Below are 17894 nucleotides of genomic sequence, written 5' to 3'. Positions count from 1 at the left end.
AAATGTCATAGATCGGCGGACGCCAATCATTCCGGGCTGAGGTGTGCGATGCCCGCGAAACCACTCATGCGATGGGATGCCGACCTCCGGAGGTGGTACAAGAACGTCCGAAAGCATCGCTACACGATTTCGTGCAAGCAACTTGCCGAATGGAAGGGCGAACACGTGCCCGAGACCAAGGAGGGGTCCTACCAAGTCGCGAACGAGTGGTGGCGAGAGAAGGATGTCGAGATCGCCGATCGCCCTTATATCGACCCTGTGGTCGAGGAGATGACGCGGCGTCGGGAGCGGTGCTTGAGGCATGGCGATCCAGAGGCGGAACGCTGGGCCGATCGGATTCGTCGTCACGAAGCGACCGAGCCGGGCATGCCACCCCCTGGCGAGGACGCCGATGAACTCAGGCTTCTCCGAACTTGGATCGAGCGAGAGTTCGATGCAGACCTCGGCAACATCCCGATGCCCATCCTCGATTCGATGATCGGGGACGGGCGAATCTGGATGGAACGCTTCCGGCTCGACGCCGCTGAGCAGGGGACGTGGCCGGAGGAGCGGCGAGTCGGGTCGCTGATCGATGCTTACCTCGACATGGAGCGAGACCGGGTTGGCGGCCCGAGCATTCCGCCGGCGGCTACGCCAACACCCAGGGACGACTCAAGCACTTTCGGCAATGGATCGGCGAACGGACTCCGATCGACTCGATCAATGCAGACAGGTGGGAGTCCTACTGGCGATACCTCATCGGCAAGAAATGGTCGAGTGAGTACAAGAAATCAATCCACCGGAGCGCCCGGACTTTCCTCGACTGGCTCGTCGGCAAGGGGGTCATCGATCCCCTCCCGAACCTCAACGATCGCCGGCACCGATTCCAGGACAACCGGCCGGACGATGAGGCTGACATCGACCCGATGCCGATCGACGACTTTCGAAGGCTGATTGAGCACACGAAGGACACGCCGACGGAACTCTATCTCCTGCTCATGGCGAACTGCGGGTTCTATCCCCAGGACATCGCCGACTTGAAGCCGGGAGAAGTACGCTGGGATGCGGGACGGATCGTCCGACGCCGATCCAAGACCAAGCGCGAGAAGCGGCCGCCCCGTGTCGACTACCCGCTCTGGCCGAGGACGCTCGAACTGCTCGGGAGATTTCGCTCATCGTCCCCGGAGCACGTCCTCCTCTCATCGAAGGGCACTGTTCTGGTCGACCGGTGGATGGATGGCAACAAGACCAAGAAGAAGGACAACGTCGCCCTGGCGATCAAGCGTACACGCGACCTGATTGGTGTCTCGCATCCGCCCAAGGCGATCCGGAAGCGTTCCGCTACGCTCATCCGGTCGAACCCCCACTATGCCGACCTGAGGTTCCATTTCCTCGGGCATGCACCACCGACGATCGCCGACGAGCATTATTCGGCAATCGATCAAGGCCGTTTCGATGTGTGCGTGACCTGGCTTGCCGAGTGCTACGGGATCAAATGATGGCCCTTGCACCGAGACTCGACTCGGATGGGCTAAACCATCACGGAGCGGCAGCGGTGCAAGGCCATGTTGATCAGGAGTCTTCTTCCATGAAGCTCTTGAGGAGTCCCGCGAAGAACAGGATGGCGTAAATGGCCATGTAGGTGTCCTCGCTCATGCTCGATCCCGGTCGGCACACTGCCGCTGGAATCGCTCGACATAGCCCTGGGCCACGATGTTCTCGCCCGACATGCGGCCGAAGCCTTGCAGGTCGATGCGGATCGGATTGTCCCGGAGGGCGGCGAAGCCGCCCCCGAGTTCGATGATGCGTGCGATGCCCCTCATGCGTTCCTCTCGTGCTGCTCAAGCTCGGCAAGGATGACCGCGAGTTCCTCGGCCCGGCCGGACTCCAACCACTCCGACTGCGTCGGGGTGTAGCCCGCGAAGTAGCCCTCTTCGACATCGCCCGGCTGGAGGCATAGCCAGAACAGCACGGCGGCGACGCACTCATCGCCGTCGATCACCGCCCCGAGCGGCGGAATGAAATCCGCCGCCTGGAAGATCACCCGGCCCTGGTCGCTGAAGCGATAGGCGAGCAGGGTGTGGGCGAGCCGTCCCGTGCCCGTCGGCTCGTGTGTGTCCCAGAGTTCCAGGGTGAAGCCTAGTGCGGTCTCAAGCGACTTGTTGTGTGATCGGGTCCGATGGCTCGCAGCCGTAGTAGTCGCAGACCCGCTCCACGACCTCGGCCGCCGTCAGCTTCCGCTGCGGCTCGACGAGGGCCCGCTTGCCGTGGACCCGCTTCGGCTCGATGGCGTTGAGCCACGGGGCCTTCACCGGCAGCCGGCAGGCGACGGTCCTTACGCCCCCCTCGGCCTTCGCCCGGCGGTCGTGCGCCTTGATCCGGGACCGGGCCCGCTTGCCGACGTGCCAGGCGGCGTTGTCCCAGACCGGCAGCAGGGCCGTCTTGCCCTCGGCGGCCAGCCGCTCGCGGGCCCACGCGAGGAAGTCCTCGGTCACCTGGCTGACCGGCCGGCCCCGGACGAACCGCAGCAGCATCCCCCCGGTCTCGCCGCGCAGCAGGCCGTAGCAGGCCGGCGCCTCGGGGTCGGTGTCGGTGTCGGCGGCGTCGGCGGCCGGCTCGTGCAGCCGCAGCGGCTCGCCGCCGGCCCAGGCGTGCAGGCCCGGCCGGGCCAGGCGGCTCCACCAGACCTCGCCCTGGAAGCCGAGCACCCAGCCCGGATGGGCCTCCGCCAGGCGGATCAGGCGGTCGCGTGCCCCTGCTATGAGGCCGGTTGTCAAGGGGCGAGATGCGGAGCCCGAGGCGTGGGAGGATCGGCCTGCTCTTCGTGCTCGGGGCACGGGTTAGGGTCTGCGATCGCGAACGAGGGCCGCCCTCTTCTTCCGCGGGCCTCAGCCCGCCGGGGGCGCGACGCGGTCACCTCACTCGCAGATCCTCACTGGCTCGGGGTCGTCCTGCCCCACTCGACGGTCGCTCGGGCAGGGGTCGCGGCCGCGAACCGGGCCGCTCCGGGGTTGCCGGGGCCGGGCCGGGCCGCCAGGCGGCCGCCCGGTAGGGCTCACCGCTGAGGCTCAGCCGCCACAGCAGGATCGCCAGACGTCGGGCCATCCCCGCGATGGCCTTCTTGCCGTTGCCGGTCGTGGCGACCAGCCGGCGGTATCGCGCCTTCGCCGCCTCATCGCCGGCGACCCACCTCCGGGCCGCCTCGACGAGCGCCGTCCGCAGCCGGGCGTTGCCCGACTTCAGCCGCCGCCCCTCGCGGCGCGTCGGGCCGCCCTGCGAGACCTGCGGCGCCAGCCCGATCACCCGCGCCACCTGGCCGCCGTCGCGGAACCGGGCCGGGTCGTGCAGCTCGACGCGGGAGGTCATCGCCGTGATCGGCCCCACCCCGGGCGCCGTCCGCGGCGTCGCGACCGCCTCGCGATGGCGGCCCGCCCCGGCCGACTCCTCCAGGCGTCGGGGGGCGCGGGCCACCCGCTCCCGATCATGCTGCCGCTCGTCGAGCATCACGTCCGGGCGGAGCCGCGGCTCGGGGGTCAGCTCCAGCCGGCGAGGGGCGTCGACCGACGCGGCCGTCCAGCGGGTCAGCCCCGCCGGCTCGGCGATGCCATGCTGGAGGAGGAACGCCTTGACCTGTTGCTGGGCCGCGCGGAGCTTGCGGGCCAGCTGCTCACGCAGCCGCAGGACCCGGCGGTCGGCTCCCTCCCGCTCCTCGGGGACGCGCACGGGTTGGAGCGGCCCCTTCCGGGCGAAGACGGCCAGCTTGCGGCGGTCGAGCCGGTCGCTCTCGGCCTCGGGGCCCGGCATGGTGGGGGTCTTCGGCGGGGCGATCACCCCGGCTCGCAGCCCGGAGGACCTGAGCCGTCGGGCCAGCGTGAAGCCGGTCGGACCGGCCTCGTAGACGACCCGGGCGACTTGCGAGCCGATGGGCTTGGGCCGCTCGCTGAGCGACTCGGGGTCGGCGGGCGGGGTCCGGGAGGCGACGAGGCCCCGCAGGTCGGTGACGACGGCGACGTGGTGGCTGGCCTTGTGGACGTCGACGCCGACGTGGGCCGTCTCGCCGGAGTCGAGGCGGGGCGTCGAGGACGTCGAGGAGTTCGGGCGGACGAAGCGGACCTTCTTCTTGGTGGTGGTGGTCATGGCCGAGGTCTCCGGGAAGGGGACGAGCGTGTCACTCGCTCAAGCCTGCCTCCCGAACGGCTCCGGCCTTCATGCTCTCTCCTTGCGCAGATATGAGGGGCCGGGGCTGGTGATCCAGTCCTCGGCCCGTCTCCAGCCGACGCCGAGGCGCTCCAGGGCCTGGCGGATCGCCTCCCCGCTGACGAGCCGGGCGGTGAGGCCCTCGGCGAAGGCCGCCCCGGCGGCCGGCTCCGGGGTCCACAACGAGGTCGGCTCGCCGAAGTCGCGGGGGCTGCGGTGCAGCAGGGCCCGCGGCCGCTCGCACCCGGCGTCGTCGATCCCGGGGCGGGCCGACGCGGGGCGGTGGGACTTCTCGCGCAGGCAGTCGGTGCCCTCGGCGGCGAAGGCCCGCAGGGCGTTGCGGGCGGTCTGGGACGGGCGGCCACACCGGGGGGCGATCTGCGAGGGCTTGAGGCCCTCGGCGCTGGCCGCCAGGATCCGGCAGCGGCGCAGGGTGAAGGCCGAGGGCGAGCGGAGGCCGGCCCGGATCGCCTGATGCTCGTCGGGGGTCAGCGGTCGGACGAAGAGAGGTGGGTCTATACCACTCCTACGACGATCGGCCCGCAAAGGATCATCCTTGGTCCTGCACTAGGCGTCGCCAGGTGCGTATCTTCTCCGGGAAGCGTCTCATCGGAGTGCTCCTCGTCGTCGAATCGGTGATGTCGGAAGGATGCGGAGCAGGGGCGGCGGGCATTGGCTAACCGCCCTTCCTCTCGCTTTCTCCCCCGTCCGGGCGTAGAAGCCGGTTGTCCCGCTCGGCCGGCTCCGAGGTCGAGGCAGAACAGAGGGAGGGCGAGCGATGCGGAAGGTTACCTTCGGCGGGGCCAACAGCCTGGACAACTTCCTCGCCCGCCCCGACCACTCCGTGGATTGGCTGCTCTGGGGCGAGGAGGTGGCGGCGGTCATGGCCGACTACTGGAAGACGATCGATACCGTCCTGATGGGGCGGAAGACGTACGAGGTGGCCGCCAGGAGTGGCCAGGGGGCCGGACACCCGAACGTGGCGACGTATGTGTTCTCGCGGACGCTCCCGGAGGGCTCGCACGGGGGCATCACCGTCATCAGACAGGACGCGGCCGAGTTCGTCCGCATTCTGAAGGGCCGGGACGGCGGGGATATCTGCCTGATGGGTGGCGGGGAACTGGCCCGATCGCTCTTCGAGGCGAGACTGATTGACGAGATCGGCTTCAACATCCACCCGGTGCTCCTCGGCTCGGGCATCCCGCTCTTCCAACCGATGAGCCGTCAGATCGACCTGGAGCTACGCGAGTGCCGGGCGTTCAAGAACGGGTGCGTCTACGTCACGTACCGGGTCAAGGACTGAGGCTCACGCCGTCCTGCCGCTGACCTGATGGGTCGCTCGCGTTCCCTGGCCTGGAACATCCATCAGGCGGATGCGACGCGGCGAATGGCCCCGTTCCTCGTCGAAGCGGGCATAGAGATCGGCTTCGTCGTCGCCGTAGTCCCCGAAGACGCTGACCACGCCGCTCGTATGCGTGATCAATACCTCGCGGGCACCTCCTCCGATCATACGGGATTGCCTGGATAACTAACCATTGAGGGCGACCGCCCAGTGGAAGCCGACCGCCCCGCGGACGACCTCGGGGTGGTCGATCAGCCAGCGGCATCGACCGATCAAGGGGCGCTCCAACGCTTCCAGGTCGTCGAAGCCCTCGTTGGCCACCACCGCGCGCAGCGGCGGCCAGAGCGGCTCGGCCGGCTGCAAGTCCGGCGTGCGGGGCGGCAGCCGGTGCCGCACCACGTCCGGCGGCACCGCCAGGCGCCTGGCCACGTGCCAGCCGGCGTTGTCGACCGGCACCACCAGCAGCCTCTCGCCCGCGGGGCCCGCCCACCGGGCGAACTCGCCGAGCGCTGCGGCCATCCGGTCGGTATCCGCCGCCGGCAGGATCGGCTCCAGGTCGCGGCCGCTGGCCGGGTGGACGAAGCCGTAGACGTAGAGCCACTGACACCCGGTGCGGCCGTTGGCCGTCGGTCGTCGCCCCTTGACGGCCCAGACCCGCCGGGCGACGGGCTTGAGCCCCGGCCGGGCCTCGTCCTCGGCCCACAGCTCGGCGGCCTTGCCCGGGTGCTCGGGCCTCAGCCCGGCCAGCCGGTCGGCCAGGTCGCCTTTGCCACCTCCGCTGCTCGTCGGCCGTCGCCGCCCCCGGGTCGCGGGGCCGGGGGACCTGGAGGCTCAGGCCCAGGCGCCGCAGCCGGCGCCAGCCGGCCTCGACGCGGACGGCCACGCCCCACCGGTCGCGGACGTAGGCGGCCACCTTCGGCCCGGCCCACAGCCCGCCGTCGTCGGGGCGGCCCTGCAACGCCTCGAACAGGACGGCCTGCTGCTCGTCCGGGGGCTTATGCCGGCCGCCGTCGCGGGCGGCCCGGCGGTCGGCCCGGCCGGCGGGCCCCTGGGCGTCCCACCGCTTCAGGATGGCCCGGACCCAGGCGGGGGTGAGGCCGACCCGGGCGGCCACCGCGGCGGGGGCGGGCGGGTCGGCGGTGCGGGTCAGCAGCCGGAGGACCTGCCCGTGGGTCTTCTCGACGCCGGAACGGCAGGCGCGGTAGCGGCGGGCGATCTCGCCGGGGTCCAGGAGCGGGGCGATCGGCAGTCGGTCGCGGGCCATGGTGCTGCCCTCCATGCGGGCGATCCCCGCATGAAGGATAGCGATCCAGGCAATTCCGTATCAGACCGACGACGGCCAAGATCGGGACGAGGTCGTATGGCACGAGCACGCTCCCGACCTTCTCCTTGCCGCCGATGGTGCCGCCGTACCAGGGTTCCGGGAAGCTCATGTCCGCGAGGCCGAGCGTCTCGCAAATGAGGCGGCGTCCGTCCTCGTTGATGTCGCAGAGGACGCGGAGGCCGAGCCGGCAGGCTTCGCCGGTGAGGAACTGGATGCCGAAGGGTTTGAGGTCGGCGATGGTGCGGATGGTCTTGGCCACGGATACGCTCCTGTTGATCGAAGTTGATGGGCCTGAAACGAAACGGAGGCGAGCACTTGCCCGCCCCCTGCTCCGCCCTCCGGCTCGCGGCGAGTCCGCGAGTCCGCGAGTCCGCGAGTCCGCGAGTCCGGAGGATGGTCACGATTGCTCGTCCCGTCGGAATTCCCCGACACGAGCCGGACTCACGAACTCAACCCGAGTCGGGTCAGTTGACGCTCGGTGAGCCTCGATGGAGGAGCCGGCCGCAATACCGGCCGATCCGCAGCCCGGCGTTGTGCTGGGGAACCGGCTTCAACACCTTGACCGCCTCCGTGAAGGCGTTGTTCAACGCCCAGAGCGACCGATCAGGGAACTTCTCTCGCTGCCCGTCATCGTCGAAGTAGAGCCTTCCCACGGTCGGGAGCAGACGCAGCGGCATCACGGGAGACCGGCCGGCGAAGGCGTCGAAGAGCAGTTCCTTCGCCCGCCCATCGGTCAGGGAGAAGTCCCTCATCCGGTCGAGGTCGAGACGGAATGTCCCGGCCCGTTCGAGGAACTGGTCGATCGCCTCGGGGACGACAGCGGCCAGGTCGAGGCGGGACGTGTGTTTCTTCTTCAGGACGACCGAGCCGGACGACCCGCTGAAGGCCATGTTGTCGCAGACGAAGACCCTCGCGGCGGCGACGGCCTGGATGGACATGGATGGCTCAAGGGGCCGAGGCGGTGCTCGGCCTCTTGACGATCGTCCCCGGCGGTGGTTCCTTCGAGGAGAGGGCCCAAGTTGACCGGGAGGACCGCCGATGGACTTCCCCCTGATCGACCTGATGGACGCGCACGCCTGCTACGAGCGGCTCGTCGCCCTGCTTCACCCCGACGGGCTGGCCTGCCCCCGCTGCGGCGCTGCCGACCGCCTCGGCATCCACCGCCGGCATCGCGACCCGGTGATCGATTACCAGTGCGGCCACTGCCGCCGCGTCTTCAACGCCTTCACCGGCACGCCCTTGCAGGGCATCCGCCGGCCGCCGGCCCAGCTGCTGCTGATCCTCCGGGGCATCGCCGACGCGGCCCCCGCGGCCCAGATGGCGCGCGAGCTGGGCTGCGACCGCAAGCACCTGCTCGAGCTGCGGCACCGGCTGCAGGGCAACGCCCTGCTCCGCATGGACCGCAACCCGCTGGGCGACGCGGTGGTCGAGGCCGACGAGGCGTACGTCAACGCGGGGGAAAAAAGGGATCCGGCACCCCGACCCGGCCGACCCGCCGCGGCGGCGGGCCAATCGCCGCCGCGGCCACGGAACCTTCGCCAACGACCGGCCGCCAGTGGCCGGCATCGTCGGCAGGGAGTCGGGTGAGGTGCGCCTGGAGGTCCTCGGGCCGTCCGGCGGGGCGGAGCTGGAGGAGGTCGTCGACGACAGCTGCCTGGAGGGGGCGACGGTCAACACCGACGAGTGGCGGGGCTACAGCCGCGTGGGGGGCCACCACGGGCGGGTCCATGTGACGGTCGACCACTCGGGCCCGAAGGGGACGTGGGCGTTGGACCTCGACGGCGACGGCATCCGCGAAGTGCATTGCAATACGCAGGAGGGCCTGTGGACGGGCCTGCGGATCTTCCTGAGCCGGTTCCGGGGCGTGAGCAAGTGGTACCTGGCCCAGTACGTGGCGATGTTCCAGTGGTCCCACAACATCAAGCAGGTCACCGATGAGTTCCTGAGAATCCTTCTCGGTATGGGGCCGAGCACCAGCTCGGCCCCATGAGCCGACATGGATTTGTCGTTGGCCCCCCGGAGGCCGAGGGCCATGCCGAAGTCCGGCGTGTCGAGGCCGTTGACCCTCAAGTCCATGACGCCGAAGAGCTTGGCGTCGTCGCGGCCCATCGTGGCGTATTCGTCGCGGACGACCTCGACGCCTTGCGCGTTGAGCCCCCCGATCAACTCGGCGACGAGTTCGGCATGCGGGACGGGTTTCCACGACCGGGTCGGTGACGGGGTCTGCAGGCCGGCGAGTCCGTCTCGGGTGCGACGGATGCCGCCACAATGGACGATGAGCGAAGCTTTGCTGGACATGGCTGTCACTCCGATGACAATGGGTCTGGAGATCGAGAGAAGGGCTCGTTCCCTTGCCCGGCGGATACGCCCGCCGGAGAATCGCGGCATCAACCCGAAGGAGATGCACCATGCGACGTTGTGTTCCGCTGCTCATGGCGGTGATCACCCTCTCCGCCGCGTCGTCGGCCTTGGCCGATGACGAGGCGATGGAGGCGGCACGCTCGGTCGCCGAGGGCTATGCCAAGGCCGTCAACGAGCGGGACGCGGAGGCCGTGGCCGCGTTCTACGTCCCCGACGCCGACCGGGTCGTGGTCGCGGGGGTCGAGGTCGTCGACCGATCCGAGGGCCGCGACTCGATCGCGGGGCACTTCCGCCGGCTGTTCGAGGGAAACGAGGCCCTCCCGCTCGACAGCGAAGTCGAGTCCGCCCGGCTCGTCGCACCGGCGACCCTGGCCTACGAGCTATTTTGGGAATTGACGGGCCTACCCTCCGGCGAGCCGATGCGGGGCCGCTCGATCATCGTGGCCAGCGAGCGGGAAGGCCGGTGGCAGAACGTCACGGACTACGTGTTGATCCCCGTGCGGCCGGGATAGCGGCCGGCTCAGCCGGGGTCGAGGCCACGCTCGTATCGATCCTGGGCTTCCGCCTCCTCGGCCGCCTGGTCGATGACGTGATCCGGCACCGGGCCGTCGTCGTGGAAGTCGTCGTTGTTCGCCGCCGCCCAGCGGCGGTCTTCGTCGTCGGGTGGCTCGAAGGGGCCGGCGTCGGCGGGGACGTAGCGATACGCATCCGTCCACGGGGGCAAGTCTTTGGCCGACCAATAGGTCGGTCTATGGTTCTCGGGCATGGGTTCTTCCCGCCGCATGGCGGCCATTTGTCAGGGGCAACTCGCGGTTTGATAAAAGAACAAGCCCGCGATCCCCTTTGCCGGGAACGCGGGCCATACGCGTACACGCACGCGAATGCAAATGAACGCCACCGCCCCGGCCATCAGGCCGGGGCGATGCATTGTCCGCCGTCCTGCGGACGGACGGAGAAACCGATCCATTCCCCCGTCGGGGCACAAGGAGATCGGGGGATCGACTCTCGCCGATCCCCCGATAGATGACTCTCAGGCCGCCTCGCTCTGCTGATTCGCCCCCTCGATGCTCCGGAGCATCAGGCCCAAAACCTCGTGCAGCTTCCGCATCGCCTCATAGTACTACTCCGTTGGGTTCTACGGAACGATCGAGGCGGTTTGTTCGTACCGTGAGGTATGAGCAAGACCTACACCCCCGAACTTCCCCCCGACGTCCTGCAACGCCTCGACGCCTACGCCGCCCGGTTCCGGCCCGACTTCGCCCGCGCCCGGCAGGCCGCCTGGGCCCACGTCTATCTCCACGGCCTGCTCATCGACGGCGAACGCAAGAGCATCGAGCCCCTCTCCCGACGCGTCGCCCTGCCCGCCGGCCTGGACGTCGCCGACCCCGAGCAGGCCCTGCAGCAGTTCGTCAACCAGGCCGCCTGGGACGAGCGGGATGTCTGGAGGCGCCATCGCGCCGTCATGGCCGAGGCCTTCGCCTCGCCGAGGGGCATCTTCGTCTTCGACGACACCAGCTTCCCCGAGCAGGGCAAGCACTCCGTCGGGGTCCAGCGGCAGTATTGCGGCGCGTTGGGCAAGCGGGCCAACTGCCAGGTGGCCCCCTCGGTCCGCTACGTCAGCCCCGAGGGCCACTGCCCGCTGGCGATGCGGCTCTACCTGCCGGGACGCTGGCTGGGCGACGAGGAGCGGCTCGACGAGGCCGGCGTACCCGAGCCCGAACGCCGCCCGCTGAGCAAGGGGCAGATCGCCCTGGAGTTGCTCGACCGGGTGCGTGCCGAGGGCCTGCCGGGCCGCTTCGTCGTGGCCGACGCCGGCTACGGCGTCTCGGGCGACTTCCGCGACGGCCTGGAGCAGCGGCGGCTGCGGTACATCGTCGGGGTCACCGACGAGCTGGTCGGCTTCACCGCGCCGCCGAGTTGGGAGGAGCCGAAGGCCGGCACGGGCGGCCGACCGCGCAAGCGGCATCGCCTGGCCGAGGGCGCGCCGCGGCCGATGAACTTGAAGGAATTGGCCGCGAGGACGCCGCGGCACAAGGGGACGTGGCGTGAGGGGACCAAGGGCAAGCTGTCGGGTCGCTTCGCCTGGCTTCGGGTCTGGCCGGCGTCCGGCTGGGCCACCGGCGAGTGCGTCGGGGCAGAGCCGGTGCGGTTGTTGATCGAGGAGCAGGCCGACGGGAAGATCAAGTATGCCGTCAGCAACTTGCCGCCACGGACTAGTGGGCCGTCAATCTTCATTTGACCGGTAGCGTAGGGTCCTGTCTTGATGAGGTTTGGCGAAGGCACGAACCTCATGAACCAGGAGCATCGCGATGGACAAGTACCGGGTCACCCTGACCGAGGAGGAGCGGGCTGAGTTGCAGCACCTGGTCTCCACCGGCAAGGCTGCCGCCCGCAAGCTGGCCCATGCCCGTATCCTCCTCCTGGCCGATACCAGAGCCGGCCAAGAGCACTCGGATGAGCGGATCGCCGACGCACTTGGGGTCAGCCTACGAACCATCGCCCGGGTCCGTCAGCGGTTCGTCATCGACGGCGTTCAGGCGGCCATCAGTCGGGGTCCCCAGCCGCCACGACCGGACAAGATCAAGATCAAGGGGGACATCGAGCAGCGGTTGGTCCGACTGGCGTGCAGCGATCCGCCGCAGGGCCGATGCCACTGGACGCCGCAACTGCTGGCCGACGAACTGGTCGTCCTGGGCCTGGCCGAGTCGATCAGCACCGAGACCGTCCGCCAGGCTCTCAAAAGAACGACATCAAGCCCTGGATCGTCGAGACCCGGTGCATCCCGCCCGAGGCCGACGCCGAGTACGTCTGGCGGATGGAGGACGTGATCCAGGTCCACCTGCGGCCCTACGACCCGAGGTTCCCGGTCGCCTGCTTCGACGAGGCGTGCAAGCAACTCTTCGGCGAGGTGCGGCCACCCAGGCGGTGCCGCTCGGGCCGACCGGCTCAGGTGGACTACGAGTACGAGCGGGAGGGCGTCTGCCACCAGTTGATGATGTGCGAGCCGCTGCGGGGCTGGCGTCATGTCAAGGTGACCGGACGCCGGACCCGGCGGGACTACGCCGGCTGCATCCGGGACCTGGTGGAGGTGCACTACCCCCGAGCGGAGAAGGTCCTGCTGGTGCAGGACAACTTGAATACGCACGACGGGGCGAGCCCCTACGAGGCGTTCTCGCCGGAGGTGGCACGTCGGCTCCTGGACCGGATCGAGTTCCACTACACACCCAAGCACGGCAGTTGGCTGAACATGGCCGAGACGGAGATCAGCGTCATGAACCAGCAATGCCTGGATCGCCGGCTGGAGGGTCCGGCCAAGCTGGCGGCGGAGGTGGCGGCCTGGGAACACCGGCGGAATGTGAGGAGAGCCCGAATCCACTGGACCTTCACACTGGCCGCCGCTCGCCGGAAGCTGCGGAAGCTTTACCCGTCAATTGAAGATTGACGGCCCACTAGCCGGATCAAGGCGGTGCGGCTCTGGAAGAGCCGCTGGCCGGTGGAGACGTGCCAAGCAGACTGCACCTCAAGCGACCGGTGGTGCAGCACCCCCGGCGGCGGTTACGATCAGCGCCGCCGCGCTGCTTGAGCTGGCGGCGTGGTGCCGACATCACCTGACCTCGGCATCGGGAGACATCGCATGTCCGTCGCCCCCCGTCACAACGCTCCCCCCCGCGCCTGACGACGGCGCCCTGCCCACCGCCGACGGTCGCACCGACGATCTGGGCCCGCCTGCCGGCCGACCGGCAGCGACAGCTCCGCGACCTGCTCGGCCAACTCCTCGCCAGGCTCCTGGCGGCCACCCGAAGCGAGGAGGCCGGCCATGAGTGACGCAACCCGCTCGCCCAAGCTCCGGCCCTGGCATCTCGACCGGGCGGCCTTCGTCTACGTCCGCCAATCCACACCCCAGCAGGTGCTCGACCACCGCGAGTCCACCGACCGGCAGTACGCCCTGGCCGACCGCGCCGTCGCCCTCGGGTGGCCACGGGACCGCGTCACCACGATCGACGACGACCTGGGCAAGAGCGGCCAGTCGATCGAGGGCCGGCCCGGGTTCCAGCGGCTGCTGGCCGAGGTGGCGCTCGACAACGTCGGGCTGATCCTCGGCCTGGAGATGAGCCGGCTGGCCCGGTCCAACCGCGACTGGCACCAGCTGCTCGAGCTCTGCGCCCGCTTCCGCGTGCTCCTGGCCGACGCCGACGCCGTCTACGACCCGGCCGACCACAACGACAGGCTCCTGCTGGGCCTGCACGGCATGTTGAACGAGGCAGAACTTCATGTCATCAAGGAGCGGATGTGCCAGGGCCGGCTCAACAAGGCCCGCCGGGGCGAGCCGATGGGCTCCCCGCCGCTGGGCTACGTACGCCTCGCCTCGGGCGAGTGGGCGATCGACCCCGACGAGCAGGTCCAGGCGACCGTGCGGCTGATCTTCGACCGGTTCGACCGCGAGGGTACCCTGCACGGCCTGCTCCGCTACCTGGTCCACCACGGGGTCCGCATCCCGATCCGACCCCGCCACGGCCCCAACCGCGGCGGGTTGGAGTGGCGGCGGCCGAACCGCCCGACGCTGTCGAACGTCCTGCACCACCCGGCCTACGCCGGTGCCTACCGGTTCGGCCACCGGGAGGTCGACCCGCGGCGCAAGCGGCCCGGGCGGCCCGACACCGGCAAGCTGGTCCGCCGCCCGGAGGAGTGCCTGGTGCTGATCCGCGACCGGCTGCCGGCCTACATCACCTGGGAGCGGTTCTGTGACAACCAGGAGCGGCTGGAGGCCAACCGGGCCCGCCGGGACCGCCCCGGCGCGCCGCGGCAGGGGGCCTCGCTGCTGGCCGGACTCCTGCGGTGCGGGCGGTGCGGCCGGCGGATGCTCGTGCGGTACTCGGGGGCGACGGGCCGGTACAGCTACACCTGTGCCCGCGGGGCGGCCGACCACGCCGAGCCGATCTGCCAGAGCCTCTCCGGGCCGGCGCTCGACGGGCTGGTCGCCGGCCGGGTCCTGGCGGCGGTGGAGCCGGCGGCGCTGGAGGCGAGCTTGGCGGCGGTGGCCGAGGTCGAGCGCGAGCGGTCCGAGCTGGCCCGGCACTGGCGGCTCCGCCTCGAACGCGCCGGCTGCGAGGCCGACCGCGCGGCCCGGCAGTACCAGGCCTGCGAGCCGGAGAATCGCCTGGTCGGCCGCGAGTTGGAGCGGCGCTGGGAGGAGGCGTTGAGGGCGCAGCGGCGCCTCGAGGACGAGCACGAGCGGTGGCGGGGGTCGGCCCCCGGTCGGCTCTCACCGGACGACGAGCGGACGATCCGGTCGCTGGCCGGCGACTTGCCGGCGGTGTGGCAGGCGACGACGACGACGCCCGCCGAGCGGCAGCGGATCGCCCGACTCCTGATTGACCACGTGTCCGTCACCGTGGACAAGGCGAGCGAGCGGGTCGATGTGACGCTCCACTGGTCCGGCGGCATGACCGAGTCGCACGCCATGTCCCGGCCGGTGAAGCGGTACGACCTCCTGGCCGACTACCCCCGACTGGTCGAGCGACTGCGGGGATGGCGCGCCGAGCGGCTCAGCCCGGCGGCGATGGCCGAGCGGCTCAACGTCGAGGGGTTCCGTCCCCCGAAGCGGGCCGAGCGGTTCACGCGGGGGATGGTGCAACGGCTGCTCTGGCACCTGGGGCTGGCCCGCACGCCCTTCGGCAGCCCGGCCGGCCTCGGCCGCGACGAATACCGGCCGTCGTCGCTGGCGCGTCGGCTGGGGGTGTCGCGAGACACGGTGCGGCGATGGGTGCGGGTCGGGTGGTTGACGGCGCATCGCGACGCCCAGGGCCACCACGTGATCTGGGCCGACGGGTCCGAGCTGCGGCGGCTGCGCGAGCTCCGCCGGCTGCCGCGGACGTGGGCGAACAAGGGGCGGCTTGCCGAACTGACCAGACCGAGGCCGCGCCCGGGACGGTAGAGTGAGGGCGGCCCGGCTCAGGGCGAGCCGGGCCGCCCCATCGCGCTCTTGGAGGGCATTATGGCTGGAACATCGAGCAGGGCTACCAGCAGATGAAGGAGGAGTTGGGCCTGGATCACTTCGAGGGCCGCTCCTGGCGGGGCTTCCACCACCACGCCTGCCTGGTGATGCTGGCCTACGGCTTCCTGGCATCGGAACAGCGACGAGCCCGTCGGGAGCGATCCCGGCCGGGCAAAGAGGGGGGCGCCGAGGTCCGGTGATCACGCTGCCGTCGATCCGGCGGGCGTTGCAGCGGCTGCTGGCCCCGATCTGCCGGCATGATTGCCCCTACTGTCGGGGGCTCACCGATTCGCCACCCCAGATACTAACGGAGTAGTATTAGTAACTATCTCAATAGCGTCATGCGGCCCTGATCCGGTGGAGCCTCCGGTACCAGAGCAGGCCGCAGGCCGGTTGGATCAGGCCGAGGGAGTTCTCCTCATGCTCGTCGTAGCGGACCAGCAGCCCCCGACACTTCGACAGCCAGGCCAGCGTCCGCTCCACCACCCAGCGGCGGGCCTTCCGCCGGCCCGGCCGCCGCTCCGGGCGGGGTCCGCCACGGGCCGGACGGATGTGGGGGACATACCCATGCCCCTCGGCCACCCCACGAGCCGGTCCGTTGTCATACCCGGCGTCCAGGCACAGGTGCTGCTCGACCTGCTCGGGGTCGGGCCGCTCGGTCACCACCGCACGGATCGTCGCCTCCAGCAGCGTGAAGTCCGGGGCGTTGGCCCCGGCGATGACCACGCCCAGCGGCCCGCCGTCGCCCTCGACCAGCAGGCCCTGCTTGGTCCCCGGCTTGGCCCGGTCGGTCGGGTCGGGGCCCGTCTGTTTCCCCCCCGAACCGGGCCTTGCCCGGCCGCCCGTCGGCCGCCTGCCACCGCCATTGGACCTCGCCCAGCTCGTCGCACTCCTCGACCAGCAGGGCCCGGATCCGCTCGAAGACGCCGTGGCGGCACCGCCGCTGGGACCAGCGGTGCACCGGGCTGTCGTCGCCATACTCCCTGGGCAGCGTGTGCCACTGGCAGCCGCTGCGGGGGCGGGAGATGATGCCGTCGAAGGCCGCCCGCCAGTCGATCCGGCCCCGGCCGCCGTGCTCCTCGGGCGGCGGCGGGGCGTCTTCGAGCAGGATCGGCTCGATCCGCTCCCAGAGGGCGTCGGGCACCTCCCAGATGGTCTCCAGCGGCTTGACCCCTCGACTCTTCCGTCCCATGGCTGCGTCTCCTGAGGTGATCGCCCCGCCCCCTCAAGGTACGCAGCCGGTTCGGGTTAGGTTCCGAGATAGTTTCTAATACTACTCCGTTAGCCACTACGAACCAGCCCCGGGGTCTTGTTCGTACCAGGTGGTATGAGCAAGACCTACACCCCCGAACTCGACCCCGAGGCCCTCTCACGCCTCGACGCCTACGCCGCCCGCTTCCGCGACGCCTTCGCCCTCGATCGGCCCGCCCGCTGGTGCCCGGTCTATCTCCGCGGCCTGATCACCGACGGCGAGCGCAAGAGCATCGAGCCGCTCTCCCGACGCGTCCCCCTGCCGCCCGAGCTGGCCGTCAAGGACCCCGAGCAGGCGCTGCAGCAGTTCGTCAGCCAGAGCCCCTGGGACGAGCAGGCGGCCTGGAAGCGCTACAGGGCCGTCATGGCCGAGTGCTTCGCCGACCCGGCCGGCATCTTCGTCATCGACGACACGACCTTCCCCAAGCAGGGCAAGCACTCCGTCGGGGTGCAGCGTCAGCACTGCGGCGCGCTGGGCAAGAAGGCCAACTGCCAGTGCGCCGTCTCGGTGCACTACGTCAGCCCGAAGGGGCACTGCCCGCTCGACCTGCGGCTGTACCTGCCGGAGAGCTGGCTGGGGGACGAGGCGCGCCTCGACCGGGCGGGCGTGCCCGAGCCGGAGCGGCGGATGCTGACCAAGGGGCAGATCGCCTTGGAGCTGCTGGACCGGGTCCGTGGCGAGGGGCTGCCGGGGCAGCTGGTGCTGGCCGACGCCGGCTACGGCGTCTCCGGGCCGTCCCGCGCCGGCCTGGCCGAGCGTGGCCTGCACTATATCGTCGGCGTCACCGACGAGTTGGTGGTCTTCACCGAGGAGCCCCGGTGGATCGAGCCGACGGCCGCGACGGGCGGCCGCCCGCAGAAGCGGCCCCGCCTGGCCGAGGGATCCCCCCGGCCGGTCAGCCTGAGGGAGCTGGCCTCGCGGACGCCGCGGCGGAAGGTCACCTGGCGCGAAGGGACGAAGGGCCCGATGTCGGGCCGCTTCGCCTGGCTGCGGGTCTGGCCGGGGCACGGCTGGGCCACCGGCGACTGTGCCGGCGAGGAGCCGCTCTGGCTGCTGATCGAGGAGCAGGCCGACGGCAAGCTCAAGTACGCCTTCAGCGACCTGCCGGCGGGCACCAGCCGCCTGCGGGCAGTGCGGCTGTGGCGGAGCCGCTGGCCGGTGGAGCAGGGCTACCAGCAGATGAAGGAGGAACTCGGGCTGGACCACTTCGAGGGCCGCTCCTGGCGCGGGTTCCACCACCACGCCTGCCTGGTGATGCTGGCCTACGGCTTCCTGGCACTCGAGCAGCGGCGAGCCCGCCGGGGTCGACCCCGGCCGGGCAAAAGGGGGGGCGCCGAGGTCCGGTGATCACGCTGCCGTCGATCCGCCGGGCCCTGCAACGCCTGCTGGCCCCGATCTGCCGGCACGACTGCCCCTACTGCCGGGGACTCGTCGACCCACCTCC

18 protein-coding genes and 3 pseudogenes are annotated in these 17894 nt (G+C 70.4%); 10 read left to right on the top strand and 11 right to left on the bottom strand.

The genetic code is table 11. The features are described 5' to 3' along the window. The first annotated feature begins 536 nt into the window (after positions 1-536). Entirely contained in the window at positions 537-1478 is a 942-nt protein-coding gene (locus ElP_RS39675; RefSeq protein ID WP_145270896.1) for a tyrosine-type recombinase/integrase, read from the top strand. A gap of 153 nt (positions 1479-1631) precedes the next feature. Here ElP_RS39675 and ElP_RS38145 read toward each other — a convergent pair whose 3' ends face one another. The 5 genes from ElP_RS38145 to ElP_RS15880 form a co-directional block, all read right to left on the bottom strand. Then, on the bottom strand, positions 1632-1802 hold the full coding sequence (locus ElP_RS38145) for a hypothetical protein (protein ID WP_197447025.1): 171 nt from the start codon (positions 1800-1802) through the stop codon (positions 1632-1634). Then, positions 1799-2023, bottom strand: coding sequence for a hypothetical protein (locus tag ElP_RS15895; protein WP_145270894.1), 225 nt, complete (start codon positions 2021-2023; stop codon positions 1799-1801). Before ElP_RS15895 ends, ElP_RS38145 begins: the two co-directional genes overlap by 4 nt. A gap of 106 nt (positions 2024-2129) precedes the next feature. Beyond that, entirely contained in the window at positions 2130-2756 is a 627-nt protein-coding gene (locus ElP_RS15890; protein ID WP_231749747.1) for a hypothetical protein, read from the bottom strand. Positions 2757-2892: 136 nt separating this feature from the next. Continuing rightward, the gene (locus ElP_RS15885; protein WP_145270892.1) at positions 2893-4116 is read right to left on the bottom strand and encodes an IS110 family RNA-guided transposase; all 1224 of its coding nucleotides are present in this window, start codon (positions 4114-4116) and stop codon (positions 2893-2895) included. Between the two features lie 69 nt (positions 4117-4185). Further along, positions 4186-4722, bottom strand: coding sequence for a helix-turn-helix domain-containing protein (locus ElP_RS15880; RefSeq protein ID WP_197447024.1), 537 nt, complete (start codon positions 4720-4722; stop codon positions 4186-4188). 232 nt (positions 4723-4954) lie between these two features. Between ElP_RS15880 and ElP_RS15875 the strand changes: the two genes are divergently transcribed. Beyond that, a complete protein-coding gene (locus ElP_RS15875; RefSeq protein WP_145270890.1) occupies positions 4955-5479 on the top strand; it encodes a dihydrofolate reductase family protein in 525 nt (174 codons plus the stop codon). Positions 5480-5482: 3 nt separating this feature from the next. Here ElP_RS15875 and ElP_RS38140 read toward each other — a convergent pair whose 3' ends face one another. From ElP_RS38140 to ElP_RS15860, 4 genes and pseudogenes are all read right to left on the bottom strand, one after another. Next, positions 5483-5659 (bottom strand): hypothetical protein, encoded by a 177-nt coding sequence (locus ElP_RS38140; RefSeq protein WP_197447023.1) that lies wholly within the window; start codon positions 5657-5659, stop codon positions 5483-5485. A 45-nt stretch (positions 5660-5704) separates the two neighbouring features. Next, positions 5705-6223: a transposase gene (locus ElP_RS15870; RefSeq protein WP_231749833.1), complete on the bottom strand. Its 519-nt coding sequence runs from the start codon at positions 6221-6223 to the stop codon at positions 5705-5707. A gap of 70 nt (positions 6224-6293) precedes the next feature. Then, positions 6294-6782, bottom strand: a pseudogene (locus ElP_RS41205) (winged helix-turn-helix domain-containing protein); the annotation flags it as partial. Positions 6783-7306: 524 nt separating this feature from the next. Continuing rightward, a complete protein-coding gene (locus ElP_RS15860) occupies positions 7307-7780 on the bottom strand; it encodes a DUF932 domain-containing protein (RefSeq protein ID WP_145270886.1) in 474 nt (157 codons plus the stop codon). 100 nt (positions 7781-7880) lie between these two features. On the opposite strand from ElP_RS15860, the gene ElP_RS15855 reads away from it, so the two are divergent. From ElP_RS15855 to ElP_RS15845, 3 genes are all read left to right on the top strand, one after another. Continuing rightward, positions 7881-8429: a transposase gene (locus ElP_RS15855; RefSeq protein ID WP_145270884.1), complete on the top strand. Its 549-nt coding sequence runs from the start codon at positions 7881-7883 to the stop codon at positions 8427-8429. After that, the gene (locus ElP_RS15850) at positions 8398-8832 is read left to right on the top strand and encodes a transposase (protein WP_231749744.1); all 435 of its coding nucleotides are present in this window, start codon (positions 8398-8400) and stop codon (positions 8830-8832) included. The genes ElP_RS15855 and ElP_RS15850 overlap by 32 nt, the downstream gene beginning before the upstream one ends. Positions 8833-9250: 418 nt before the next feature. Further along, positions 9251-9715 (top strand): YybH family protein, encoded by a 465-nt coding sequence (locus ElP_RS15845; RefSeq protein ID WP_145270880.1) that lies wholly within the window; start codon positions 9251-9253, stop codon positions 9713-9715. Positions 9716-9723: 8 nt separating this feature from the next. Here the strand turns inward: ElP_RS15845 and ElP_RS15840 are convergent, their stop codons facing one another. After that, positions 9724-9969, bottom strand: a complete 246-nt coding sequence (locus ElP_RS15840) for a hypothetical protein (protein ID WP_145270878.1) — start codon at positions 9967-9969, stop codon at positions 9724-9726. A 408-nt stretch (positions 9970-10377) separates the two neighbouring features. On the opposite strand from ElP_RS15840, the pseudogene ElP_RS15835 reads away from it, so the two are divergent. From ElP_RS15835 to ElP_RS39670, 4 genes and pseudogenes are all read left to right on the top strand, one after another. Then, positions 10378-11421: pseudogene (locus tag ElP_RS15835) on the top strand (IS701 family transposase); the annotation flags it as partial. A gap of 91 nt (positions 11422-11512) precedes the next feature. Further along, a protein-coding gene (locus tag ElP_RS15830; protein ID WP_390834771.1) for an IS630 family transposase occupies positions 11513-12645 on the top strand; the annotation gives its coding sequence in 2 pieces (ribosomal slippage) (positions 11513-11942 and positions 11942-12645; 1134 coding nt in all). A gap of 375 nt (positions 12646-13020) precedes the next feature. Further along, complete coding sequence (locus ElP_RS15825; protein ID WP_145267375.1) at positions 13021-15138, top strand: recombinase family protein; 2118 nt, start codon at positions 13021-13023, stop codon at positions 15136-15138. A 65-nt stretch (positions 15139-15203) separates the two neighbouring features. Next, a pseudogene (locus ElP_RS39670) lies at positions 15204-15398 on the top strand (IS701 family transposase); the annotation flags it as partial. Between the two features lie 139 nt (positions 15399-15537). Here the strand turns inward: ElP_RS39670 and ElP_RS15815 are convergent. Further along, positions 15538-16342 (bottom strand): IS5 family transposase gene (locus ElP_RS15815; RefSeq protein ID WP_145278261.1). Its coding sequence is split into 2 segments (ribosomal slippage): positions 15538-16027 and positions 16026-16342, totalling 807 coding nucleotides; the frame shifts between segments, so codons are not numbered across the junction. A gap of 183 nt (positions 16343-16525) precedes the next feature. Between ElP_RS15815 and ElP_RS15810 the strand changes: the two genes are divergently transcribed. Further along, positions 16526-17797 carry an IS701 family transposase gene (locus tag ElP_RS15810; protein ID WP_145267817.1) on the top strand — a complete coding sequence of 424 codons (1272 nt, stop codon included), beginning with the start codon at positions 16526-16528 and terminating at the stop codon, positions 17795-17797. The last annotated feature ends 97 nt before the right edge of the window (positions 17798-17894 follow it).

The organism is Tautonia plasticadhaerens (assembly GCF_007752535.1).
Classification (GTDB): Bacteria; Planctomycetota; Planctomycetia; order Isosphaerales; family Isosphaeraceae; genus Tautonia; species Tautonia plasticadhaerens.
This window is presented reverse-complemented; position numbering and strand designations above follow the sequence as displayed.

Excerpts from the sequence above, each read along its gene's own strand:
- ElP_RS15840 (WP_145270878.1), bottom strand. The coding sequence starts at position 9,969 with ATGCCCGAGAACCATAGACCGACCTATTGGTCGGCCAAAGACTTGCCC.
- ElP_RS15845 (WP_145270880.1), top strand. The coding sequence starts at position 9,251 with ATGCGACGTTGTGTTCCGCTGCTCATGGCGGTGATCACCCTCTCCGCC.
- ElP_RS15825 (WP_145267375.1), top strand. The coding sequence starts at position 13,021 with ATGAGTGACGCAACCCGCTCGCCCAAGCTCCGGCCCTGGCATCTCGAC.
- ElP_RS38145 (WP_197447025.1), bottom strand. The coding sequence starts at position 1,802 with ATGAGGGGCATCGCACGCATCATCGAACTCGGGGGCGGCTTCGCCGCC.
- ElP_RS15860 (WP_145270886.1), bottom strand. The coding sequence starts at position 7,780 with ATGTCCATCCAGGCCGTCGCCGCCGCGAGGGTCTTCGTCTGCGACAAC.
- ElP_RS15885 (WP_145270892.1), bottom strand. The coding sequence starts at position 4,116 with ATGACCACCACCACCAAGAAGAAGGTCCGCTTCGTCCGCCCGAACTCC.
- ElP_RS15855 (WP_145270884.1), top strand. The coding sequence starts at position 7,881 with ATGGACTTCCCCCTGATCGACCTGATGGACGCGCACGCCTGCTACGAG.
- ElP_RS15875 (WP_145270890.1), top strand. The coding sequence starts at position 4,955 with ATGCGGAAGGTTACCTTCGGCGGGGCCAACAGCCTGGACAACTTCCTC.
- ElP_RS15810 (WP_145267817.1), top strand. The coding sequence starts at position 16,526 with ATGAGCAAGACCTACACCCCCGAACTCGACCCCGAGGCCCTCTCACGC.